Raw genomic sequence first — 23,968 nt, forward strand, 5'->3', positions numbered from 1 at the left:
CCCTGTCTCATCATCTATCAAAGCAAGAAGAAGATGCTCAGGTTCAATAGCTTGATGACTTCTTTCAGCTGCAATTTGCATCGCTTTCTGAATTGCATCTTGAGATTTTATCGTGAATTTATTCCAATTCATATAGATATCACCTCCCTAATTTAATTTTTGACAAAAAAGGCGAGGTTTTTAAACCTCGCCTTGTGAAAAAGCATTTCTCAACCCATGATTTTAATTTTTATCTTTCTTATCCTTATCATCAACTATCTCATAATCCGCATCTTTAACATCCTTCTTTGTCTCCGATTCTTGAGAACCACCACTTGCATAACCAGTTCCGTAACCTGTTCCTGATGTTGCATGTTGATACAGATAATTTGAAGCTTCATTCCAAACCCTTGTTAAGTCATCAATCCCAGCTCGTATATCAGCAATAGGTGCTCCTGTTTTTATCATATCTTCAAGCTTGTTCGCCTTCATTTCAACCTTGCTCCTCAAATCAGATGGAAGTTTATCTCCAATTTCACGGAGCTGCTTGCGAGTTGTATAAACAAGATTGTCAGCTTGATTTCTAAGTTCAGCCTCTTCACGTTTTCTTCTATCTTCTTCGGCGTGCTCTTGCGCTTCACGTTTCATCCTCTCAATTTCTTCTTTAGTCAATCCACTTGACGCAGTTATCCTTATGCTTTGTTCTCTACCCGTTGCCTTATCTTTTGCGGTAACATGAAGAATTCCATTAGCATCAATATCAAAAGTAACTTCAATCTGTGGAACACCTCTTGGTGCTGGTGGTATGCCATCAAGTATGAACCTTCCGAGCGTCCTATTATCTTTAGCCATAGGTCTTTCTCCCTGCAAGACATGTATCTCAACTGATGTCTGATTATCAGCTGCAGTTGTAAATATCTCTGTTTTTCTCGTTGGGATCGTTGTATTAGCAGGTATCAAAACGGTCATAACTCCACCAAGCGTCTCAACCCCAAGCGAAAGTGGTGTCACATCAAGCAAGAGAATATCTTTTTCTTCTCCAGCGAGAACAGCTGCTTGAATAGCTGCACCAATTGCAACCGCTTCATCTGGGTTAACACTCTTATTCGGTTCTTTTCTGAAGAACTCACGAACAATTTGCTGAACTTTTGGTATTCTCGTTGAACCACCAACAAGAATCACTTCGTCAATATCATCAACTGTTAATTTTGCTCTTCTCAAAGCTTCTTCACACGGTGGTATAAGTTTTTGCAACAGGTCATCTATCAGCGACTCAAATTTTGCTCTCGTCAGCGTCATTTGTAAATGCTTCGGTCCAGTATTTGTAGCGGTGATAAATGGAAGATTGATTTCTGTTTCAAGTCGGCTTGAAAGCTCTATTTTCGCTCTTTCAGCAGCTTCCTTCAACCTTTGCAATGCTATCGGATCCTTGCGCAAATCCACACCTTCCTGCCTCAAAAATTCTTCTGCTATCCAATCAATTATCCTCTGATCAAAATCATCCCCACCAAGGTGAGTATCTCCACTTGTTCCTTTAACTTCAAAAACGCCTTCACCAATTTCAAGAATTGAAATATCAAAAGTTCCACCACCAAGATCAAAAACAGCAATTTTCATCTGTTTGCCCTTTTTATCAAGACCAAAAGCAAGTGAGGCAGCAGTAGGTTCATTAATTATTCTCCTTACATTCAAGCCCGCAATTTCACCTGCTTCCTTTGTCGCCTGACGCTGTGCATCGTTAAAGTAAGCTGGAACAGTTATAACCGCATCGGTTATCTTCTCACCAAGATAAGCCTCAGCATCTTGTTTCAACTTTTGTAAAATCATCGCTGAAATTTCAGGCGGTGAATAAACCCTATCCCCTATTTGAACCCTTGCTGTATTATTCGGACCACGAACAACTTTATATGGAACTCTTCTTGCTTCCTCAATTACTTCATCATAAAACCTCCCCATAAATCTTTTTATTGAATAAATCGTATTCTCTGGGTTTGTGATCGCCTGTCTCTTTGCTGGATGTCCAACTAATCTCTCCCCCGTCTTCGTAAATGCAACAACAGATGGAAGAGTCCTCGGTCCTTCTGATGTTGGTATTACAACTACATCATTTCCCATCTTTACAGCAACCACAGAGTTCGTTGTTCCAAGATCAATTCCAACAATTTTTCCCATAGTTTTTCACCTCAAATTTTTTGTTTTTTATAAACTTGAAAAATCCGTAAATTAAATATGCAAAGCCTGTGCCAGAAAAAATGATTAAAAATTAATAGCGTTTTGATTTAACCCCTCGCTTTTAGATTTTAATTTTGGCATACGTTTGAAAAGATTTCAGAAATTTAAGCACTTTTGACCGATGAAAGTTAAAGCATCTCCAGAGAACATAAAACTTGCCGGGAAAATTATCAAGGAAGGTGGGCTTGTCGCCTTTCCAACTGAGACAGTTTACGGGCTTGGAGCAAACGCCTTAAACCCTATCGCTGTCGCAAAAATCTTTGAAGTTAAAAACCGTCCCTCATTTGACCCGCTCATAGTTCATATCTCAAGAATTGAATGGCTTGAAAAACTTACCTCACAAATTGATGAAAGAGCTTTTAAACTTATTGAAAAATTCTGGCCAGGACCTCTAACACTCGTTTTATTTAAATCTCAAATTGTCCCAGACATTGTCACAGCTGGACTTAAAACCGTAGCCATAAGGATGCCAGCCCATCCAGTTGCACTTGAATTAATTGAAAATGCACAAACTCCTATCTCCGCACCAAGCGCAAATCCATTTGGCTATATCAGCCCCACAACAGCTGACCATGTTGAAAAAATGCTTGGCGATAAAATTGATTTAATCCTTGATGCTGGGAAATGCCCAATCGGGGTTGAATCCACAGTTTTATCCTTAATTGATGAAGAACCTAAAATCCTTCGCCCAGGGGGTCTTCCAGTTGAAGAAATTGAAAAAATTATAGGTAAGGTGAAAATTCAAACAAAATCTGAAAAAATCCTCTCACCCGGACAACTCCAAAGACATTACTCTCCAAAAACACCCGTAAAAATTTTTAAATCAATTGATGAAATAAAAAACCCAGAAAATTCAGGTATTCTTCTGTTTAAAAAAATCAATCTAAACATAAAAGCAAAGCGAGTTGAAATTTTATCAGAAAATGGCGATCTACTTGAAGCATCCGCAAATCTATTTTCAGCGTTGCATCGCCTTGATGATTCTGGAGTTGATGTAATATACGCTCAGGAAGTTCCCGAAACTGGACTTGGGCTTGCAATTATGGATAGATTAAAAAAAGCATCCGCTCAGGAATGAAAAACTTTATAACCCGAAAGTTACTGAAAAAATCAATGTGTTAATTTCTCACCTCTTTAAATCAACGATAAGCTGAATAACGGTATCTATTCTTTGATTAAGTTGAGATATCTGGGAATCTACCTTCTGAGTAATTTGCATTATTTCTTGCCTTAACTGTCCCATCTCCTGCCTCAACTGCCCTATCTCTTGCCTTAACTGCCCCATCTCCTGTCTCAACTGCCCTATCTGAGCATCTAACCTCTGTTCAAGTTGAGCCATCTCCTGTCTCAACTGCCCTATCTGAGTATCTAACCTCTGTTCAAGTTGAGCCATCTCTTGTCTCAACTGCCCTATCTGAGTATCTATTTTGTTGTTAAGATACCTAAAATCTTCTTCCTGTCTTCTCTTTATCTCATTTACAACCTCAAGTATACTCTTCGTCCTCTCATCCACAACCTCATAAACAAGCTCAAGGGTTACCTTCTTTATAGCTTTTGTTAATATCTCCCTCACAAAACTTGCCCGTTTTATTTTTTTACTTTAATCTTTTCTCAAAATTAAATATAACATCTCGTTCCATTTAAAGTCAAATTTAAAATGACTCATTCCCTCTCACCTTTGATTACTCAATTTCATGACAAATAATTTTTCAGTAAGCTATATTAACTAAAAAGGGCGGGTTTGAACCCGCCCTTCTTTACTTTACTTCACAAGAACCATCTTCTTTATCCCAACGAAATCATTAGCCCTTAAAACATAGAAATACACACCACTTGACAAATCTCTACCATCTACCCTCACCTCATGATACCCAGCTGGCAATTCACCAACAAACAAATCTTTCACCTTCTGACCAGCGGAATTGTAAAGCTCCAACCTAACACTTGAAGCAACTGGCAATTCAAATTTTATTGTAGTATACGGATTAAATGGATTAGGATAATTTTGATATAGCGCATACTTCTTTGGAACATCTACTACAACCTGTATCACATCAATATCTTTTCTCTCATATCTTGAAACTGCTTCAATCCTGTAATAATACTTACCAGATTCAACCACTCCCTTATCAACGAATTCATAATCACTGCCGAATGCACCATTACCTTTTGCTCTTAAAGATGCCTCGCTCTGATACGAACCAACAAGAATATAATTCTCATCACCCCTGCCACGATAAATGTTAAACCCAAGGAAATCCTCCCTCTCAACCTGCGTCTTTATCCTCAACTTAACAACATTACCCACAACCTCAGCTGAAACATTGACAACCTGAACAGGCAAAGGAGCATCCCCAGTCCCCGAAATTACAAAATCTGAAAACGAGCTAACACCTGAAACAGTTATCGTATTGTTGTCTACATCTCTTGCTATCACATTTAATTCTATCCATTGCGTTCCATCCCATTTGAAAACACGCAAAGAATTCTCATCAGTTATACCTTGGCGTGCAAGATCTGCATCAGAGTAAGAGAAAGTAATGTTTGCTTGAAAACTTGAAATACCCGATTGCTGAATTCTAAACCACCTTCTTAAAACTTTATTATTACCAAGCGGTCCATCGGGTCGTTGAGTAACACTATCAATTACGGAGACAGTTACATCACCTGAACCAACCAAATCTGTAAAGTCAATAGTCACAGGAAGATAATCTGAACCCTGACCGGTTTCCCATTTTTTTGAACCAGTTGATGAAACGGGATAGGTAAGCTTTCCATCAACAAATTTACCATCGCCGGCTCCAGTGATTGAACCAACAACTTTAATTGCATTCGCAGGATCCACTGTTAATTTGCCACTTACAAATATAAGATTTGTATCAATGACTGAAATTGATGGACCCAAAGAAACGCCAGCCAAATTATTAATCGTAAGTGTATCAACATTTAATTGTCCAGAACCTCCAATTGTCTGCTGAGATGTCCCGTTAAAAATAACTTCCCTATCAATGTTTACAGTCCCATCTACTATAAAATCACCTTTAAGATTCACCTTGCCTACTCCTCCAGACGACCAAGATAAACTTGAATTACTTTTAACAATGAAATTATTTAACACAGTAAAATCACTTCCAAAAGACGATGCTCTATAAGATACAGATCCCGAATCACTTGCCAAGATATAATGCCCAAAGGTTCTTCCACTTACCGTTATAATTATATTTACTCTTGTATTGACTTCATTAACGCTCCCACTCTCAAAGATAGAATTATTTATAGAAAATGGATCTGAAAATGACGCGCGCGTAACATGAACATATTTCCCACCGGTTTTAACTCTGAATATATCGCTAGAGCTAAATCTTCTTATATAATTTCCTCCTGAAGCGTTAGAAGCATTAATAAATACTCCACCTTGATCAATAACAAAATCATCATTTCCAGATTGACTATCGCCAAATTTTAGAGCATCAACACTCGCATTACTAAATAGAATTAAACGAATTGTATTTTGATTACCAGCATACCCAATTACTAATTTTTTACAAATTGCTTTCCCTAATGATGAATCATGAGGTATTATAACATCATAACTACCAGAAATATAAGTATTATCCAAAACGACGCTATCAGCATCTGTCGGTACCCCATTAGGGTTCCAGTTAGCCGCTGTTGTCCATAAATTATCCCCACCTTCACCATCCCACTTTTTAGTTGTTTGAGCAAACAAAGTAACAGCAAGTGAAAAAACTATCAAAAATAAAATAACATTCCTCATGCCTACCTCCATAATTATTTTGTTTTCATTTTCCAGATTTTTCTCTACTTACCCTCCGACCCCAGCTCTACAAAATTTTCACCAAAACTTAACAACTTACCATGCCAAGCAAATCTTCATCTTTATCTTTCACCCGAAATATAAAAAATTCTTCTTTACCTGTCAAGGGCAAAGTAAAGAAAAATTTAGTAACTAAAAATTCCCAATTTCTTTCATCTTCCCGAATCTAAATTCAAGTTGATATTCATCTCAAATGTTTTTAAATTAAAACAAAAATCGGTTTGCAACTTTCTTATGGCAAAGTTAGGCTATACAAATCCAGAAAAGCTTGAAATTGATGTTGAAGTAGATCAACAGCTTAGACCCTTAAAATTTGAAGACTTTGTCGGGCAGGAAAAAATTGTAAATAATCTTAAGGTTTTCATACAAGCAGCGAAAATGAGAGGTGACCCGCTTGACCATGTCCTTCTTACAGGACCACCTGGACTTGGTAAAACAACCCTCGCATATATAATCGCAAATGAACTTGGCGTTGGAATAAAAGTAACATCAGGACCAGTGATTGAAAAACCCGGTGATCTGGCAGGAATTTTGACAACTTTGAGTGATAGAGAGGTTCTGTTCATTGACGAAATACATCGTTTAAGCCCCATCGTTGAGGAGTACCTTTATTCGGCTATGGAGGACTTTAAAATTGATATTGTAATTGATACAGGTCCAAATGCAAGAAGTGTTAAGTTAAATCTTCCAAGATTTACACTTGTTGGGGCAACGACAAGAGCAGGATTACTAACAGCTCCGTTAAGAGCAAGATTTGGGATAAGTGCGAGATTGGATTATTACACGCCCGAAGAATTATGCAAAATCATAAAACGCTCATCCAAAATTCTCCAGATTCAAATCACTGAAGAAGGTGCGTATGAAATAGCACGAAGGTCAAGGGGAACCCCAAGAATTGCCAATAGATTGCTCAAAAGAGCTCGTGATTTCGCACAAGCCGATGAAAACCTCGCTGAATACGGAGGAATTATAACAAAAGAAGTCGCCGAATATGCACTCAAAGCTCTTGATGTTGATGAACATGGACTTGATGATATGGACAAACGAATCCTTCTAACGATAATTGAAAAATATAATGGTGGTCCAGTTGGAATTGGAACAATTGCCGTCGCAGTTGGGGAAGAAGAAGGGACAATTGAAGAAGTTTACGAACCATATTTAATTCAAGAAGGGTTCCTCAAAAGAACACCACGAGGAAGGGTTGCGACTGAACTTGCATATAAACATTTCGGACTTATTAGGACAAGGTCTGAAAAACAACCAGGTTTATTTGATAACTAAAATAAGGGAAATTCAATGTCAAGAAAGCAATATTCACTTCGTAGAACTTACATTGGTCGCCTCCCGCAAGGAGCTGACCTGCTTGAGGGTATAACCAAGATCTGCAAAGAAGAAAACATAAAAATCGGAAAAATAACGGCGATAGGTGCAGTTAAAAAAGCTGTGATTTCTTTTTATGACCAAATTGAAAAGAAATATCATAACATTGAATTAAATCAGGAAATGGAGATAGTAAGTTGCATTGGAAATATAAGCTTGTTAAACGGTCAACCCTTTGTTCATTGTCATATTGTGCTTGCAGACAATCAAGGTAGATGTTTCGGTGGACACTTGATGCTCGGCACTGAAGTTTTTGCTTGTGAGTTGATAATTGAAGAATTTGAAGGCGAACCCATTGAAAGAGTATACGATGAAGCGAGCGGACTAAACCTATGGCATCCAGCTTTGATTTTGATGGAGTAGAATTCCCCCTTCTATTCCCCCTCTCTACGAAAGTAGAGAGGGGGTCAGGGGGTGAGTAGCCTAAACCCACCCCCTTTCATCTTCCCCCTCCCTACGAATGTAGGGAGGGGGTTAGGGGGTGAGTAAAATCAAACTCACCCCTTCATCTTCCCCCTCTTTACGAAAGTAGAGAGGGGGGTTAGGGGGTGAGTATCCTAAACCCACCCCCTTTATCTTCCCCCTCTTTACGAAAGTAGAGAGGGGGTTAGGGGGTGAGTAAACCAAAACAAAATTCCTCAAAACTATGTCCCTTGAAATTACATACAAAGACTTGCTTTCAATCCAGCAAGCGCGAGAACTCATAGCAAAAGCAAAAGAAGCTTTCCTTGAATACAAAAATTATTCACAAGAACAAGTTGACAAAATAGTTCGTGCAATGTTTGAAGCTGGATACGAAGCCTCAGAACGACTTGCAAAACTTGCTGTTGAAGAAACAGGAATTGGAAAATGGGAGGATAAAAAATTAAAAAATGAATTCGCCACAAAATTTACATACGAATCAATCAAAAATTTAAAAACCGTCGGTGTTATAAATTACGACAAATCAAAGCGAGTTGTTGAAATTGCTGAGCCAATGGGTGTGATATCTGCACTTATTCCAACGACAAATCCAACTTCAACCGCGATGTTTAAAGCTTTAATTTGTGCAAAGACGAGAAACGCGCTTGTCGTAAGCCCACATCCAAGAGCTGTAAAATCCACCTACGAAGCAATCCAAATAATGCAAACAGCAGCTGAAAAAGCTGGGGCACCGAGAAACTTATTCCAATGTATGACAGAAGTTACAATTGAAGGAACAATGGAGCTCCTAAAACATCGGGATGTATCTTTAATCCTTGCAACCGGTAGCACCCAAATGGTCAAAATGGTCTATAGCATTGGGAAACCAGCATATGGAGTTGGGTCTGGAAATGTCCCCGCTTTCATTGAAAGGACCGCGAATATAAAAAAAGCAGTTGCAGATATAATCTTTGGCAAAACATTTGACTATGGAACACTTTGTTCTGCTGAAAATGCCGTTGTTTGCGATTCACCGATAAGAGAACAGGTGATTTACGAATTCAAAAAACGAGGTGCTCACTTTTGCAATCCAGATGAGAAAGAAAAACTTGAGAAAATAATTCTCACCCCCCAAGGCGGAATAAATCCAGAAATTGTCGGAAAACCAGCAGCCTACATCGCACAAAAAGCTGGTTTTTCCGTCCCTGAACAAACAACCGTGTTAATAGCTGAACTTGAAGGTGTGGGAAAACAATATCCGCTCTCCGTTGAAAAACTCTCACCAATCCTCGCCTTCTATACAGTTGACGGATGGAGAGAAGGCTGTCATAAATGTATTGAACTACTTGAATTCGGAGGACTTGGACACACGATGGTCATACACTCAAGCGACCCCGACATAATTACGAAATTTGCCCTTGAAAAACCCGCTTTCAGAGTCCTCGTGAATACAGTTGCTGCACTTGGAGCTGTCGGCTATACAACAGGTCTTGACCCATCAATGACACTTGGACCAGGAACACTTGGACATTCAATTATTTCGGAAAATGTCACCGCAAGACATCTAATCCAAATAAAACGATTAGCCTATGAGCTACTCCCTCTGCACGATATTGAAGGCAACAGAATCCAAATCTCCGATGCAAAAAGATTTCATACATCTACCACCGAAACAAAAGATATAAAAAGCATACTTGAAGAAATTGAAGAAAGAATACGATTAAAAGCTGGGAACCCACCTGTTTCAACTGGGACGAAATTAGAATCAACCACTGATGAAAGAAAAACCAAAATCTATGGCTCTGGTATAACCGAGGAAGAAATTGAAAAAATAATCAGGGACTTTCAATCAAAATATCCCGGCAGGTGAAAATGAAATACAACTCACCTGAATTAATCTTTCTTAACGGGAAAAAACTAAATCAAAAATTTTATCTTCAGCCCACGCTCAAAATTGCACGTGAACTCCTCGGTAAAATCATCGTAAGACGACTTGAAGATAAAATTTTAGCAGGAAAAATTGTTGAAACCGAGGCTTATATAGGTGAAGATGACCCAGCCTGCCACGCTTACGGTGGTATAACCCCGAGAAACAAAGTAATGTATCTTTCAGGCGGACACGCTTATGTTTATTTCACCTACGGGATGCATTATTGTTTTAATGTTGTCACTGAGAAAGAAGGTTTTCCAGCAGCTGTTTTAATTCGTGCGGTAGAACCAATTATGGGTATTGAATTGATGAAAAAATTCCGCAATACAAACGACATCAATAACTTAACAAATGGACCTGCAAAGTTCTGTCAGGCATTTCAAATTGATAAACGCCTCAATGGAGCATCTTTACTTGAAGATGAAATTTTTATAATTGAACCAACTAATACTGAAACATTTAAAATTGTAAGAACACCAAGAATCGGAATTAAACAGGGTCTTGATAAAAAATGGAGATTTTTTATACTTGGAAATCCATTCGTCTCAAAAACAAAGCCAACCCCTAAGCCTTAAAAATTTAAAAATAAAACCACATTTAAAAGTATGCCCAATAAAGTCTTACTTGAAACAAGATTTAACAATAAAACAATCCGAATTGTTCATGGCGACATAACAGAAGAAAATGTTGATGCAATCGTAAATGCAGCAAATGAATATCTCAAACACGGTGGTGGCGTTGCAGGTGCAATTGTTAGGAAAGGTGGATATGTAATACAAGAAGAAAGCGATAAAATTGGCTATGTCCCAACTGGAAGTGCAGCTATCACTGGTGCCGGGAAATTGCCAGCCAAATTTGTAATCCATGCAGTTGGACCTGTATGGAAAGACGGAAAAAGCGGTGAAGATGAAAAACTTGAAAGTGCTGTTTTTTCAAGTTTGAAAATAGCTGATGAAAAGAAGTTGAAATCTATCTCCTTTCCTGCAATAAGTGCTGGGATATTTGGCTTCCCAAAAGAAAGATGCGCTAAAATTTTGATTGAAACAGCCGTGAAATTTCTTGAACAAAATCCTAACACGACAATTGAAGAAATAAGATTCTGCCTTTTTGACGAACCAACTTTAAACGCGTTTGTAAATGAATTCAGCACCCGATTCCCCGAATCCAAAAACTTACTTGAAAACAAATCTTAAAACAAAACCATGAAAAAAGATTACACAATACTTGTGACAAGACAGATACCGGAGGCGGGGCTTGAAATCCTTAAGAAAAATTTCAAAAATGTGATTGTAAATACAAAGAACAGAAACCTAACACACAATGAACTAATCAAAAAAGTCAAAGGTGTTGACGCGATTTTATGTCTTTTGAGCGATAAAATAGATTCAGAGGTGATCTCAAATATGGACAGATGCAAAGTAATATCAAATTACGCAGTTGGTTTCAATAACATTGATATTGACGAAGCAACAAAACATGGAATTATAGTCACGAATACCCCTGGGGTTTTAACAGATGCAACAGCAGATTTAACTTGGGCCTTGATACTTGCAGTGACGCGAAGAATAGTTGAAGCAGATAAATTTCTGAGAAAAGGGAAATTTAAAGGTTGGGCACCTACGCTTTTGCTTGGGACTGAACTTGCTGGAAAAACACTTGGAATAATTGGAGCTGGCAGAATTGGAACAGCAGTCGGTTTAAGAGCAAAAGGATTTAAAATGAAAGTTTTATACTTTAACACAAACAGAAACGAAACACTTGAAGAGGAAGTTGGTGCCAAAAAAGTTTCGTTTGAAACACTTCTCAAAAATTCAGATATAATCACAATTCATGTTCCGTTAACTCCAAAAACTAAACATTTAATTGGAGAAAAAGAGATAAAACTAATGAAAAAAACATCTTACCTAATAAACACATCCCGAGGTGAGGTTATTGATGAAAAAGCATTGATAAAGGCACTTAAGAGTGGAAGAATTGCTGGAGCTGGACTTGATGTTTTTGAGCAAGAACCTTTTGTTCCAAAAGAATTAATTGAACTTGACAATGTTGTTTTAACCCCTCATATAGGAAGCGCAACCGTTGAAGCGAGAACGAAAATGGCAATCATGGCTGCCGAAAGCATAGTCAAAGTTTTATCAGGAAAAATTCCAGCAAATGTTGTTAACTCAGAGGTTTTAAAAGTTATCAAACTTAAAACCTGCTAATTTGAAATTTTCTTCCTTTTGTTTAACTTAAAGTAGAAAAACAAAAAAATTAAAATAACCATGCTCAATGCACATCCCTTCAAAGATGCAATTTCAACAATTAGCGTAGGCAGAAAAAAACTTAAAATCTTCAAACTTGCCTGGCTTGAAGACCAAGGACTTACAAACATATCAAAATTACCCTACTCAATAAGAGTTCTCGTTGAAAATATCCTCCGAAATTGCGATAATTACTTAGTAACAGAAGATGATGTAAAATCCATCGCATCATGGCAACCTAAGCCACCGCTGCGTGAGATCCCATACATGCCAGCAAGAGTATTGCTTCAAGATTTCACAGGTGTTCCTTGCGTAGTTGACCTCGCATCAATGCGCGATGCTGTCAAACGACTCGGCAAAGACCCCAAAATTATAAACCCACTCAAACCTGTTGACCTTGTAATTGATCACTCTGTCCAGGTTGATTATTTCGGAACATCCTATGCATTTGACTGGAATGTTAAGCGTGAATTTGAACTTAACAAAGAAAGATATGTTCTTTTGAAGTGGGCTCAAAATTCATTTAAAAATTTCAGAGTGGTCCCTCCTGGAACAGGCATAATCCACCAGGTAAATCTTGAATATCTATCAAAAGTTGTCCAAGTAGAAAATGGATTTGCTTTTCCTGATACGCTTGTCGGCACCGACTCACATACGACGATGATAAATGGAATCGGAGTTCTCGGCTGGGGAGTTGGGGGTATTGAAGCAGAAGCTGTTATGCTCGGGCAACCTTACTATATCACAATCCCAGAAGTCATCGGTGTTAAATTAACAGGCGAATTACCCGAAGGAGCAACCGCAACCGACCTCGTTTTGACAGTTACAAATATCCTTCGCAAAAAAGGAGTAGTTGAAAAATTTGTTGAATTTTTCGGACCAGGCGTTTCAAAACTTCCCATCGCAGACCGTGCAACCATCGCAAATATGGCCCCTGAATACGGAGCAACATGCGGATTCTTCCCAATAGATGAAGAGACAATTAATTATCTGAAGTTAACAGGAAGAGAAAACATCGCTAAAATAGTTGAAACTTACGCAAAAGAACAGGGGCTCTTTAGATATGACGATTCCCCATTCCCCGAGTATACTGATATTGTAGAAATTGATTTAAGCCAAATTGAACCAACCCTGGCTGGTCCAAGTCGACCCCAGGATAAAGTTTTACTCCGTGAGATAAAATCCCAATTTGAAAAGATCTTAAAAGAAAACTACAAAGTTAACGAAGAACCCAAAAAAACAGTTGAAATCCTATATCGCGGTCAAAAAAACGAATTGACTCACGGATCAGTTGTAATAGCTGCAATTACATCCTGCACTAATACATCAAACCCGACTGTTCTGATTGGCGCTGGAATTCTTGCTAAAAAAGCAGTTGAAAAAGGCTTAACAACAAAACCTTATGTCAAGACAAGCTTAGCCCCTGGTTCAAGGGTTGTAACGGAATACCTCCAGCAATCCGGACTTATGCCATATCTTGAAGCCCTTGGGTTTCATCTTGTCGGATATGGATGCACCACATGCATCGGAAATAGTGGACCTCTTCCAGAACCCGTATCAAAAGCAATTACAGAAAATAACCTCGTTGTATGTGCTGTATTAAGCGGTAACAGAAATTTTGAAGCTCGCGTCCATCCGCTCGTAAAAGCAAATTACCTCGCTTCACCTATACTTGTCGTAGCTTACGCCCTGGCAGGAAAAATTAACATTGATTTCAATACAGAACCCATTGGCTATGATCCGAACGGAAATCCAGTGTATCTTAAAGACATTTGGCCTACTCAAAACGAGATCAAAGAAACCATAAATAAAGTTCTTAACTCAAAACTTTTCAAGAAAAAATACGCTGATGTTTTTGAAGGAAACAACTATTGGAAAGAAATTCCAATTACAGAGGGAGAACTTTTTGATTGGGATCCAAACTCAACTTATATTCAAAACCCGCCATTTTTTGAAAACTTAACACTTGAACCAGAGCCACCAAAAGATATAACCAATGCATACTGTCTTGGGGTCTTCGGCGACTCCATTACAACAGACCATATTTCCCCTGCTGGCTCAATTTCAGAAAATAGTCCCGCGGGAAAATATCTAATTGAACGAGGCGTTCCAAAATCCGAATTCAATACATTTGGCGCAAGAAGAGGTGCACATGAAGTCATGATACGAGGAACTTTTGGAAATGTAAGACTTAAAAATTTACTGCTCCCTGGCGTTGAAGGTGGCTGGACAATTCACATCCCCACAGGTGAGAAAATGTCCATTTACGATGCTGCAATGCGTTATAAGCAAGAAAACCGCCCACTTATAATAATTGCTGGAAAAGAATATGGCACAGGTAGCTCACGCGACTGGGCTGCTAAAGGAACTTATTTACTTGGAGTAAAAGCTGTAATTGCAGAAAGCTTTGAAAGAATTCATAGAAGTAACCTCGTCGGAATGGGGGTTCTGCCTCTTCAATTTAAAGAGGGTGAAAACCGAGAAACTCTTGGCTTAACTGGCTTTTAAGAATATACAATAGAAGGAATCGCTGAAAACCTCTACCCTCAAAAAACTTTGAAGGTAACTGCCAAATCAAATGATGGTTCTATAAAAACTTTTGAAGTGATCGCCCGCCTTGATACACCAGTTGAGGTTGAATACTATGTAAACGGTGGGATAATGCAAACCGTCCTGCGCAAACTCCTTAAAAATTCTAAATAAATTAAAAAGCGGGGCATTTTAAAGCCCCGCTTTAAAATGATTAATAAATTCTAATCTCACAAAACTTGACAAATTGATTTTAAAAGTGTATATTATAAGTGCAAATAGTAATCGTTATTATTTAAAAACAAAAATAAGGAGTTAAAGCCATGGCAAAGTCACTTGCAGGAACAAAAACGCTTGAAAATCTCAAGCATGGTTTCGCTGGAGAATCTCAAGCAAATCGTCGTTATCTGTATTTTGCCCGCCAAGCTGATATTGAGGGTTATCCGGATATAGCGGGCGTTTTCAGAGATACCGCCGAGGGTGAAACAGGGCATGCTTTTGGGCATTTTGATTTCTTAAGGCAGTATGGAGCTGGTGACCCTGTCACAGGTGAACCCGTTGGAGACACTATTGCAAATCTTAAATCTGCAATTGCTGGTGAAACTTACGAATATACCGAAATGTATCCTGGATTTGCGAAAACAGCTCGGGAAGAGGGATTTGACGATATCGCCGAATGGTTTGAGACCCTTGCTCGTGCTGAAAAATCTCATGCAACAAGATTCCAAAAGGCTCTTGAGAGCTTGACGGGAAGTAAATAATTTTTAAGCAACGGGGCTTCCCGAGGCCCCGGTTTTTTATTTTAAAAAAACAAAATTAAGGTTAAGCACATGGTCTTTGATTTAAAAGACCCCAAATTTTGGGATGAAGAAGCCCTTTTTAAAGAAATGTATCGCATTTTTGACATTTGCAATGGCTGTCGCCTCTGTTATAACCTTTGTCCATCATTTGAGTTTTTATTTAAGAAAATTGACGAAACAGACAATTTAAACGATTTAACAAAACAAGATTATTATAAAGTTGTTGAACTTTGTTATGATTGTAAGCTTTGCTTCCCGAAATGTCCCTATACCCCACCCCATCACTATGAGCTTGATTTTCCAAGGTTGATGTTAAGAGCAAAGGCGGTAAAAGCCAAAAAAGAAGGAATCCCGCTCCGCGATAAAATCCTGGGTCAAGCTGATTTAATTGGAAAAATTGGAAGTAAATTTGCGAGTTTAATTAATCTTGCAAATCGTTTGAAATTAAGCAGAGTTTTAATGGAAAAAACAATAGGAATTCACAGAGAAAGAAACTTACCTGAATATCATAGCGAGACATTTGAAAAATGGTTTAAAAGATATTCAAAGCAAAACGGAAAAAAAGAAGGTAAAGCCGGGAGAGTCGTTTTATTTTATACCTGCACCGTTAATTACAATGAACCAGAACTTGGGAAAGCAATTTTAAAAGTTCTTGAACATAACGAAATTGAAGTTGTCATCCCGGAACAAAAATGTTGTGGAATGCCATTTCTTGATGGTGGAGACATTGATTCAGCAGTTAAAAATGCAAAATTTAATGTCAAATCCCTTATCAACTATGTAAAGCAAGGCTATGACATTGTAATACCAGCACCTACTTGCGGTTATATGTTTAAACAAGAATATACTATGCTTCTCCCCGACGATGAAGATGCGAAATTAATCTCTCAACATACTTATGATATTTCAGAATATCTGATGAAGCTACATAAGGAAGGGAAACTTAAAACCGACTTTAAATATCCACAGGGTAAAATCATCTATCATCTCCCCTGTCATCTCAAAGCTCAAAATATCGGTTATAAGTCAAGAGATTTGCTTGAATTAATACCAGGGACTGAGGTTGAAATGATTCAACGTTGTTCAGGGCACGATGGAACATGGAGCATGAAGAAAGAATTTTTTGAAATGTCAATGAAAGTTGGAAAACCAATCTTTGATAAAATAAATCAAAATGGTGAATCGGATAAAATTGTTGTTTCCTCAGATTGCACACTTGCTCAATTGCAAATTCAAAAAGGAACTGGCAAAAAAGGGTTACACCCAATTCAAATACTTTATAACGCATACGGTTTAAACGAAAAATAAAAACAAACAAAAAAGAAAGCCATGAAGCCAAATATTGGAATCTCGGAACAAAACCTTGAAGGCGTGATAAAAATTTTAAGCACCTTACTTGCTGATGAATATGTCCTTTACACAAAAGCAAGAAATTATCACTGGAACGTAGTCGGAATGCAATTTAATGATCTGCACAAATTCTTTCAAACCTTATATGAAGAATTGAATGAATATGTTGACGATGTAGCCGAGAGAATTCGCACCCTCGGTGGTAATGCAATCGGAACATTGAAAGAATTTCTTGAAGCTACGAGATTGAAAGAACATCCAGGCGAATACCCGGATGCTAAAACAATGCTTTCAAATCTCCTTAACGACTACGAAACCATTATAAGAAATTTAAGAAACGATATAGTAACCGTTAGCGAAAAGTATCAAGATCTTGGGACAGCTGATTTCTTAACGGAACTTATGGAAAAACATGAAAAAACTGCCTGGATGTTGAGAGCATTTTTGTCGTGAAAAATTAAGTCTGCTTGAGGGGGCTTTGCCCCCTCCTTGCTAAAACACAAATACATAAAAACAAATAGAAAAGCAAAATGAAGAAAATTGAACTTGCAGAGGTAAAGAATATATATGAATACGAAAAAATAAGGGAGGATTTTAGAAGATACATAATTGAACTCAAAAAGCGTCGCAGGGTTGAGGTCGGCGATAGAGTCTCGTTAGTCTTTGAAAACAGGGATACGGTGCTTTTCCAAATTCAGGAAATGATGAGGGCTGAACGAATGGTAGACGATAATGAAATAAAATTTGAAGTTGATACCTATAACGAACTTATTCCCGATAAAAATGAAATTAGTGCAACTCTTTTTATTGAGGTTGATGATCCTCAACTTTTGCGCCCTGTGCTTGATAGCTTCATAGGACTTGACAGAGGTAATTATGTTTACCTGCAAATAGCCGATAAGCATAAAATCTATGCTGAATTTGAAGAGGGACACAGCAAAGAAGACAGGATAAGCGCTGTTCATTTTATAAAATTCAAATTCAAACCTGAGCAAATTAACGATCTTAAAAATTTTGATAATGAAATTAGGCTTGTGATTGATCATCCAAATTACAAAGCTTCAACGCTCATAAATGATGAAACGAGAAAAGAACTCATTAAAGATTTAGAATCAGATTAAAAATTTACAGGTGCTATCCGATGGCAAGTCGCAGAGGTAGCAAACAAAGGGAAGCGATCCTTAGAATTCTTCAAAGCACAGATATTCATCCAACCGCCGACTGGATATATGACCAAGTCCGCAAAGTGATACCGAATATAAGTCTTGGGACTGTATATAGAAATTTAAATCTTTTAAGAGAAGAGGGATTAATTCGTGAGGTTACGATACATGGTTCATCAAGTGCAAGATACGATGCAAATCTTGAACCACATCATCACTTTATTTGCTTAAGGTGTAACTCGGTTTACGATTTGCCTATTCATGGGGCAAATTTGAATGTTGAATCTTACCTTGGTGGGAAAAATTTTGAGGTTAAATTTGTTAAGTTAGATATTTTCGGGATCTGCGATAAATGTCGTTCTGAAGGAACAAATTAAAAACAAGGGCGACCGAAAAATGGTCGCCTTTTTTATTTTGACCTAAAGCACAAACCTCAAAGGGGGACTTGATATTTGTCCTTAAATTACTTAAAATTATGATGGATCAAAAAATCAAATTGTGAGGTCAAATCATGAAGTATTTTCCATTCATCGGAGTTTTTTTGATTTTATTTATCTCATCCACTTTTTCGCAGGATGTTGAAAAAGCTACAAAACGAATGACACAACCAGAAGTTATGGTTGTGATTGATGAAATTGTTGATGGTAATTTCACAGGGACGAGAACAATTGCTTCAAGCATTGAGAATGAACTTTTAAAAGAGGGTTTTAAGGTTATTGACTATACTGTTTTTGAAATGATAAGAGCAAGGGAACTTGAACAAGCTGAGGGAAATCCTGAAAAGGCAAAGGAATATGAAAATCGCTTCGGTGCGGAGATAATTATACTTGGATATGCAAACGCCGAATATGGAGGGGAATCCGAATTTTACGATGTTAAGCAACATAAATATACTGGACAAGTTGATATTAAAATCATTTACACAGATACAGGTGAATTGCTTGGCTCTGTGACTGCAAGCGATAGAAAATTTGCTCAAGATAAAAAAGGAGCTGTCAATTCTCTCTTTAGATCCCTCGCCAACAAAGTCTCAAAAAATGTCGTATCAAGAATTAAAGAAAGATTAAAAGAGGAAGAACAGGTTAAAAAAATTGAGATCGCAGTTTATGGAATTTCACCTGATAGAGCAATTCAAATTGAATCCGAACTTCAACAATCAATACCATCAATTAAAGCTTTAAAGTATAAATTTTTTGACACAAATGTTCTTGTTTTTGATGCCCTTATCGCAGGTGAAGAACAGTTTAGAAAGGAACTTGTAGGTTACGGAAAACTTAAAATTGTAAAACTTACTTCAAAACGATTAACTTTATCACCACCAGAAAAAGAAACCGAAGCAAAAACGACGGTTGGAGAAGCTTTTTTGGATATAACCGACTTCTCAATTCTCCCGATATTCCCATCACAATATAACTTTTACGCATATAATCCAATAGGTCAAATCACAATTGAAAATTCATCAAAAAGTGAAATTCGCAATGTCAAGGTTTCGGTTTTAATCCCTGATTTTATGAAAATGCCGAGCGAAATTGTTGTTCAAACGATAAAGCCAAATTCAAAACAACAGATCCCAGTTCCAATAACTCTTGATATTTCTTCCCTTCTCAAATTAAGTGAAAACTTAATTTCGCAAGCCCAGGCAAAAATTACTTATACAGTTGCTGGTAAAGTTCAGGAGAGAAGTTTATCAAAACCCGTCGCCATTTACAACCGCAATGCGATTTCATGGAGGGTTCCTGAATCAGTTTGCTCATTTGTGACCCCGAGCGATGAAATTGTCAAGGAGTTCGCAAGACTTGTTCTTGGTTCTGTAAATTTAAAAGATACCGAACTACCGAGAAACATTCTAAATGCCATGGTTATTTACAATGCGGTGCGCACATACGGTATAAAATATGTCTCTGACCCGTGGAAAGTTTCGGGTAATGAAATACTTGACAATGTTTATTTTCCAAGAGAGCTTCTTTACTATAGAACGGGTGATTGCGATGATCATGCAATTTTGCTTGCTTCCTTGCTTGAAAGCGTCGGGATCAGAAGTGCCTTCATTTTGACATCGGATCACATCTTCATGATGTTTGACACAGGCATACCGCACAAGAACGCTCATCTTGTGAGTTTCAACCCGTATGATTACATAATTTACGACGGGAATGTATGGATTCCTATTGAGACCACACTTATCACTGAACCATTCGCAACTGCATGGAAAACAGGTGCTGAACAATATTATAAGCTCGGTGGTGTTACAAAACTTGCCTCCGATCCAAAGGCTGGTATATCTTTAAAATCTGGAAATATTTACATCATTGATATACACAAAGGATGGAAAAATTATCCGCCGGTAAATGTTGAAGCTCTTGCTAAACCCCAGACCAAACCCGATATTACCCTGATTTCCTCAACCACTCAAAATGATATCGCACAGTTTAAAGAAATTTACAAACAAACGCTAAATGATATTGTAAAATCCCTTGCATCAAAAGGTGATGAGGTTTCAATGAATAAACTTGCGAGGATTTTTATCCTTTTTGATAAATATGATGATGCAGAAAAATTTATCTCAAAGTTCTCGGGCTCAATAACTTACAACTCGCTTGGAAATATCTACTTCCTCAAAAACGAGCCTCAAAAAGCGCTTGATTTCTATAAAAAGAGCACCGATATTGATCCCAATGATGGTGGAGTATATCTTAACATAGGACTTCTATTCTATCTTAACGATGATCCTGAAACCGCAAAGCAATTTTTTGAGTTAGCTATATCAAAGTTTGAATCACCTCAAAAAGCATATGAAACGCTTGGCATTGAAGATATTTTAAGGGAACTTGGAGAAGTTGCGGGAGAGAAAAAAGATGTTTCAAAAAAGCAGATTTCAAAAGAAGAATTAAAAAAACTAATTGAAGAAGCATCAAGGACATCTATACAGCAAACGAAAAAAGGAAAAGAATACAAAAAAGAGGAAATCTTTGAGAAGGGACAAAATGTTTTCGTCTTTGGAGGAAGAAGAGGTGCTGACCCAACGCAATTGCAAACGGTTAAATCATTGCTCTACTGGAAATTTTAACTGAGTTTTTATTTTGAGTTTTATCATCCTGAAGTTTAAATTTACACTGAAGATATTTTCCTTCAAAATTTTCCAGATGAGAAAAAATGAAACTTTTTCAAAAGAAAAGAGTTCAGTATGCCCCGTTTGGCGTTCTTTTTGCAAGCTTCTCAATTCTTCTGTCTATTCTTTTTTTCAAGACCAATATATTCGGAGACATCTTTAAAGCACTTGAGTATAAATCGCTTGATATGATGTTCAAAGCCAGGGGTTCAATCCTTCCAAATCCAAACTTTATCGTAGTTAAAATTGATGAGAGAGAACTTATTGACTTTGGATATCCAATCCCGCATAATATCACCGCTCAAGCAATTTATTACATGACCGAAGCAGGGGCTAAAGCCATTGGTATAGACCTTTTCATTAACAAACAAATTGATGAAAATTTTAACAAGCTTCTTGTTTATTCTGTTGAGCATTCAAATGTTTTTCTTGCAGTTGGACCATATAGACCTTCAGGGATAAGCGATGCTGAGCTTGACCTTTACATTGATAGCCTCGTTCATCACAAAATAAACCACTGGGGCATTCCAATCCAACCTGAGTTGAGACAGTATTTTCACCGTTCTGTTACATTTGCCGGGAAATCATTTGATGAGCTCGTTGATGCTTCACACGGAATTGGACATGTTGCAATTTTACCTGATTTTGACGGAGTCCAACGCCGTATACCATTATTTGTTGAGTATGCTGGTAAAATTTATCCATCGCTTGGAGTTGTGCTTGCGTTTGAACATCTCGGGATTGATTATAAAAAGGTCAACATCGTTAAAAAGAGAAATGAGATCATCTTTGATTTTGATGGGTTTAAAATTCCGACAACTTTAAAATCAGAACTTTATATAAATTATACTGGACCAGATACAATTTTCAGACAGGTTTCACTTTATAAAGTGATTGAGGCTGGGATGAAAGGTGACGCTGAGTTCCTTTCACAATTTAAAAACGCAATTGTAATAATAGGTCCAACCGCACGCTCAGTTGGAGATCTCGGACCAAACCCCTTTTCCGAAAAATCTCCAAATGTTTTTATACACGCAAATGTATTTAACACAATCGTATCCAAAAACTTTATACGACCTGTTAGCTGGCGTGTTCAGCTCTTTATAATGGTGATCTTAACTTTGATAGTTGGTGTATCAGGTTTTATAACGAGATTTCATAATAGTTTGCTTTTGACGATTGCGATTTTAATTGGTTATCTTGCCTTTTCGTTTTTATCCTTCACACAACTATTAAGATGGTTTTATAATGCTGAACCAATACTTAGCATTTTACTTTGCTATATATCTTCAGTAAGTTTTCTAACATTCAAGGAGAATAAGCAGAAGCAACAGATAAGAAGCATGTTTGAAAAGTATGTTGACGCATCGGTTGTTGATAAATTGATTGAAAATCCAGAGCTTATGGCTTTGGGTGGTGAGGAAAGAGAGCTTACAATTTTGTTCAGCGATATTCAAGGTTTTACAACAATGAGCGAAAAATTAACTCCACATCAGCTTGTCACGCTTTTAAATGAATTACTCGATGAATTATCACTAATAATCTTTAAAAACAGAGGGACGATAGATAAATACATTGGGGATGCGATAATGGCTTTCTGGGGAGCTCCAGTGCCAGATGAAAATCACGCTTATAACGCATGCATCACCGCCCTTGAAATGCAGGAAAAATTAAAAGAACTTCGTGAAAAATGGAAAAAACTCGGACGACCAGAAATAAAAATGAGAATCGGAATTAACACGGGCAAAGTAATCGTTGGAAATATGGGCTCTAAAGTAAAATTTAATTATACTGTAATCGGAGATGATGTCAATCTTGCGTCACGACTTGAGGGAGCAAATAAAGAATACGGAACAAATATAATGATAGGCGAATCAACTTATGAAAAAGTTAAAGATAAATTTATAGTCAGAGAGCTTGATCTTATTGTCGTAAAAGGAAAGACTGAGCCAGTGAGAGTTTATGAATTAATTGCTCCCGCCAACGATACATTGCCTGATGATATGAAAAAATTTATTGAAATCTATCACTCCGCACTTGAACTTTATCGTTCAATGGAGTGGGATAAAGCAATTGAAAAGTTTATGCAAGCGCTCGAATTTCATCCAAATGATTATACCTGTAAATTATATATTCAGCGTTGCCTATATTTCAAGGAAACTCCACCACCACCAGATTGGGCTGGTGTATTTGTGATGCAAACCAAGTAAAATTTACCCCACCTATGGAATTCAACGAAAAAAGCATATCAACTAATCTTAACACAAAAATTTTTGGAAAGAGAATTTTTTTCTTCAAAAGCATAAAATCAACAATGGATTATGCGAAAAAAATTGCCGAAAGAGATGAACCCGAAGGAACAGTTATAATTGCAGATTACCAATCGCACGGACGAGGTAGATTTGGAAGGATATGGAAATCAGAGCCAGGGAAAAATATACTTATGTCAATAATTTTGCGTCCCACAATCCCACTTGAAAAGTTTTCTATACTTCCCTTTTTATTTTCCGTTTCGGTTGCAGAAGCGATTGAAAAAAATACCAATCTTAAAATCACCACAAAATGGCCAAATGACCTCCTGATAAACAATAGAAAATTTTGCGGGATCTTAATGGAAGCATCAATTACAGCTGACAAAGGTGATTTCGTCATCCTTGGCATCGGAATAAATGTCAATCAAAGTGAATTTCCAAAAGAAATTCAAGATTATGCAACTTCGCTTTACCTTTCAACCGGGAAAGTTTACGATAGAGCTGAACTCACAAAAGATATACTTCGCCAAATTGAAGTAGATTATGAAAAACTTAACAAAGATAGAGACTTTAAATCAGTAATTGAAAGATGGAAAAAAAGATGCACAATGCTTGGTCAAAAAATTACGGTGATACAATCTGGAAAAACAATAACTGGGAAAGCAATTGATATTGATGAAACTGGTTTTCTTCTTCTTGAGGATGAAACTTCAAAAATAATTAAATTATCATCCGGTGATGTTACCGTTGTCAAATGAAGC

Annotated in this window: 19 protein-coding genes and 1 pseudogene; 16 read left to right on the forward strand and 4 right to left on the reverse strand. The window is 37.4% G+C overall.

Features of this window, described 5'->3' with window-relative positions; all coding sequences use genetic code 11:
• Both AT685_RS08700 and dnaK read right to left on the reverse strand, forming a co-directional pair.
• Positions 1–132 (reverse strand): Clp protease N-terminal domain-containing protein (locus AT685_RS08700; protein WP_143713053.1); only part of this gene is annotated, 132 nt, incomplete at its 3' end.
• Positions 133–222: 90 nt separating this feature from the next.
• Positions 223–2,151, reverse strand: coding sequence for a molecular chaperone DnaK (gene dnaK / locus AT685_RS00480; protein ID WP_072151102.1), 1,929 nt, complete (start codon positions 2,149–2,151; stop codon positions 223–225).
• A gap of 181 nt (positions 2,152–2,332) precedes the next feature.
• On the opposite strand from dnaK, the gene AT685_RS00485 reads away from it, so the two are divergent.
• Positions 2,333–3,289 carry an L-threonylcarbamoyladenylate synthase gene (locus AT685_RS00485; RefSeq protein WP_072151103.1) on the forward strand — a complete coding sequence of 319 codons (957 nt, stop codon included), beginning with the start codon at positions 2,333–2,335 and terminating at the stop codon, positions 3,287–3,289.
• A 48-nt stretch (positions 3,290–3,337) separates the two neighbouring features.
• Here the strand turns inward: AT685_RS00485 and AT685_RS08510 are convergent, their stop codons facing one another.
• The gene (locus tag AT685_RS08510) at positions 3,338–3,784 is read right to left on the reverse strand and encodes a hypothetical protein (RefSeq protein ID WP_072151104.1); all 447 of its coding nucleotides are present in this window, start codon (positions 3,782–3,784) and stop codon (positions 3,338–3,340) included.
• A gap of 189 nt (positions 3,785–3,973) precedes the next feature.
• Positions 3,974–5,989 carry a T9SS type A sorting domain-containing protein gene (locus tag AT685_RS00495; RefSeq protein WP_072151105.1) on the reverse strand — a complete coding sequence of 672 codons (2,016 nt, stop codon included), beginning with the start codon at positions 5,987–5,989 and terminating at the stop codon, positions 3,974–3,976.
• A 294-nt stretch (positions 5,990–6,283) separates the two neighbouring features.
• On the opposite strand from AT685_RS00495, the gene ruvB reads away from it, so the two are divergent.
• The 15 genes and pseudogenes from ruvB to AT685_RS00570 all read left to right on the forward strand — a co-directional run bounded on the left by ruvB (position 6,284) and on the right by AT685_RS00570 (position 23,965).
• The gene (ruvB, locus tag AT685_RS00500) at positions 6,284–7,330 is read left to right on the forward strand and encodes a Holliday junction branch migration DNA helicase RuvB (RefSeq protein WP_072149599.1); all 1,047 of its coding nucleotides are present in this window, start codon (positions 6,284–6,286) and stop codon (positions 7,328–7,330) included.
• A 15-nt stretch (positions 7,331–7,345) separates the two neighbouring features.
• Positions 7,346–7,792 carry a PPC domain-containing DNA-binding protein gene (locus tag AT685_RS00505; RefSeq protein WP_072149600.1) on the forward strand — a complete coding sequence of 149 codons (447 nt, stop codon included), beginning with the start codon at positions 7,346–7,348 and terminating at the stop codon, positions 7,790–7,792.
• Between the two features lie 283 nt (positions 7,793–8,075).
• Positions 8,076–9,701: an aldehyde dehydrogenase family protein gene (locus AT685_RS00510; protein WP_072151106.1), complete on the forward strand. Its 1,626-nt coding sequence runs from the start codon at positions 8,076–8,078 to the stop codon at positions 9,699–9,701.
• 2 nt (positions 9,702–9,703) lie between these two features.
• Complete coding sequence (locus AT685_RS00515; RefSeq protein WP_072149603.1) at positions 9,704–10,336, forward strand: DNA-3-methyladenine glycosylase; 633 nt, start codon at positions 9,704–9,706, stop codon at positions 10,334–10,336.
• Between the two features lie 30 nt (positions 10,337–10,366).
• Positions 10,367–10,954: a macro domain-containing protein gene (locus AT685_RS00520; RefSeq protein ID WP_072149604.1), complete on the forward strand. Its 588-nt coding sequence runs from the start codon at positions 10,367–10,369 to the stop codon at positions 10,952–10,954.
• Positions 10,955–10,963: 9 nt separating this feature from the next.
• A complete protein-coding gene (locus AT685_RS00525; protein WP_072149605.1) occupies positions 10,964–11,965 on the forward strand; it encodes a 2-hydroxyacid dehydrogenase in 1,002 nt (333 codons plus the stop codon).
• 60 nt (positions 11,966–12,025) lie between these two features.
• Positions 12,026–14,707: pseudogene (gene acnA, locus AT685_RS00530) on the forward strand (aconitate hydratase AcnA).
• A gap of 149 nt (positions 14,708–14,856) precedes the next feature.
• Entirely contained in the window at positions 14,857–15,294 is a 438-nt protein-coding gene (locus AT685_RS00535; protein WP_072151107.1) for a rubrerythrin family protein, read from the forward strand.
• Positions 15,295–15,363: 69 nt separating this feature from the next.
• The gene (locus tag AT685_RS00540; protein ID WP_072151108.1) at positions 15,364–16,641 is read left to right on the forward strand and encodes an anaerobic glycerol-3-phosphate dehydrogenase subunit C; all 1,278 of its coding nucleotides are present in this window, start codon (positions 15,364–15,366) and stop codon (positions 16,639–16,641) included.
• Between the two features lie 21 nt (positions 16,642–16,662).
• A complete protein-coding gene (locus AT685_RS00545; RefSeq protein WP_072151109.1) occupies positions 16,663–17,136 on the forward strand; it encodes a Dps family protein in 474 nt (157 codons plus the stop codon).
• Between the two features lie 77 nt (positions 17,137–17,213).
• Entirely contained in the window at positions 17,214–17,804 is a 591-nt protein-coding gene (locus AT685_RS00550) for a DUF3501 family protein (protein ID WP_072151110.1), read from the forward strand.
• A 20-nt stretch (positions 17,805–17,824) separates the two neighbouring features.
• Complete coding sequence (locus AT685_RS00555; protein ID WP_072149610.1) at positions 17,825–18,223, forward strand: Fur family transcriptional regulator; 399 nt, start codon at positions 17,825–17,827, stop codon at positions 18,221–18,223.
• 134 nt (positions 18,224–18,357) lie between these two features.
• Positions 18,358–20,913, forward strand: a complete 2,556-nt coding sequence (locus AT685_RS00560; protein ID WP_072151111.1) for a hypothetical protein — start codon at positions 18,358–18,360, stop codon at positions 20,911–20,913.
• Between the two features lie 86 nt (positions 20,914–20,999).
• The gene (locus AT685_RS00565; protein WP_072151112.1) at positions 21,000–23,165 is read left to right on the forward strand and encodes an adenylate/guanylate cyclase domain-containing protein; all 2,166 of its coding nucleotides are present in this window, start codon (positions 21,000–21,002) and stop codon (positions 23,163–23,165) included.
• 14 nt (positions 23,166–23,179) lie between these two features.
• The gene (locus AT685_RS00570) at positions 23,180–23,965 is read left to right on the forward strand and encodes a biotin--[acetyl-CoA-carboxylase] ligase (protein ID WP_072149613.1); all 786 of its coding nucleotides are present in this window, start codon (positions 23,180–23,182) and stop codon (positions 23,963–23,965) included.
• Positions 23,966–23,968: the final 3 nt, after the last annotated feature.

The organism is Candidatus Kryptobacter tengchongensis (assembly GCF_001458555.1).
Taxonomy (GTDB): Bacteria; Bacteroidota; Ignavibacteria; order Kryptoniales; family Kryptoniaceae; genus Kryptonium; species Kryptonium tengchongense.

Excerpts from the sequence above, each read along its gene's own strand:
- AT685_RS00565 (WP_072151112.1), top strand. The coding sequence starts at position 21,000 with ATGAAACTTTTTCAAAAGAAAAGAGTTCAGTATGCCCCGTTTGGCGTT.
- AT685_RS00550 (WP_072151110.1), top strand. The coding sequence starts at position 17,214 with ATGAAGAAAATTGAACTTGCAGAGGTAAAGAATATATATGAATACGAA.
- AT685_RS00525 (WP_072149605.1), top strand. The coding sequence starts at position 10,964 with ATGAAAAAAGATTACACAATACTTGTGACAAGACAGATACCGGAGGCG.
- AT685_RS00570 (WP_072149613.1), top strand. The coding sequence starts at position 23,180 with ATGGAATTCAACGAAAAAAGCATATCAACTAATCTTAACACAAAAATT.
- AT685_RS00485 (WP_072151103.1), top strand. The coding sequence starts at position 2,333 with ATGAAAGTTAAAGCATCTCCAGAGAACATAAAACTTGCCGGGAAAATT.
- AT685_RS00515 (WP_072149603.1), top strand. The coding sequence starts at position 9,704 with ATGAAATACAACTCACCTGAATTAATCTTTCTTAACGGGAAAAAACTA.
- AT685_RS00520 (WP_072149604.1), top strand. The coding sequence starts at position 10,367 with ATGCCCAATAAAGTCTTACTTGAAACAAGATTTAACAATAAAACAATC.
- AT685_RS00535 (WP_072151107.1), top strand. The coding sequence starts at position 14,857 with ATGGCAAAGTCACTTGCAGGAACAAAAACGCTTGAAAATCTCAAGCAT.
- ruvB (WP_072149599.1), top strand. The coding sequence starts at position 6,284 with ATGGCAAAGTTAGGCTATACAAATCCAGAAAAGCTTGAAATTGATGTT.
- dnaK (WP_072151102.1), bottom strand. The coding sequence starts at position 2,151 with ATGGGAAAAATTGTTGGAATTGATCTTGGAACAACGAACTCTGTGGTT.
- AT685_RS00560 (WP_072151111.1), top strand. The coding sequence starts at position 18,358 with ATGAAGTATTTTCCATTCATCGGAGTTTTTTTGATTTTATTTATCTCA.
- AT685_RS00545 (WP_072151109.1), top strand. The coding sequence starts at position 16,663 with ATGAAGCCAAATATTGGAATCTCGGAACAAAACCTTGAAGGCGTGATA.
- AT685_RS00495 (WP_072151105.1), bottom strand. The coding sequence starts at position 5,989 with ATGAGGAATGTTATTTTATTTTTGATAGTTTTTTCACTTGCTGTTACT.
- AT685_RS00555 (WP_072149610.1), top strand. The coding sequence starts at position 17,825 with ATGGCAAGTCGCAGAGGTAGCAAACAAAGGGAAGCGATCCTTAGAATT.
- AT685_RS00540 (WP_072151108.1), top strand. The coding sequence starts at position 15,364 with ATGGTCTTTGATTTAAAAGACCCCAAATTTTGGGATGAAGAAGCCCTT.
- AT685_RS00510 (WP_072151106.1), top strand. The coding sequence starts at position 8,076 with ATGTCCCTTGAAATTACATACAAAGACTTGCTTTCAATCCAGCAAGCG.
- AT685_RS00505 (WP_072149600.1), top strand. The coding sequence starts at position 7,346 with ATGTCAAGAAAGCAATATTCACTTCGTAGAACTTACATTGGTCGCCTC.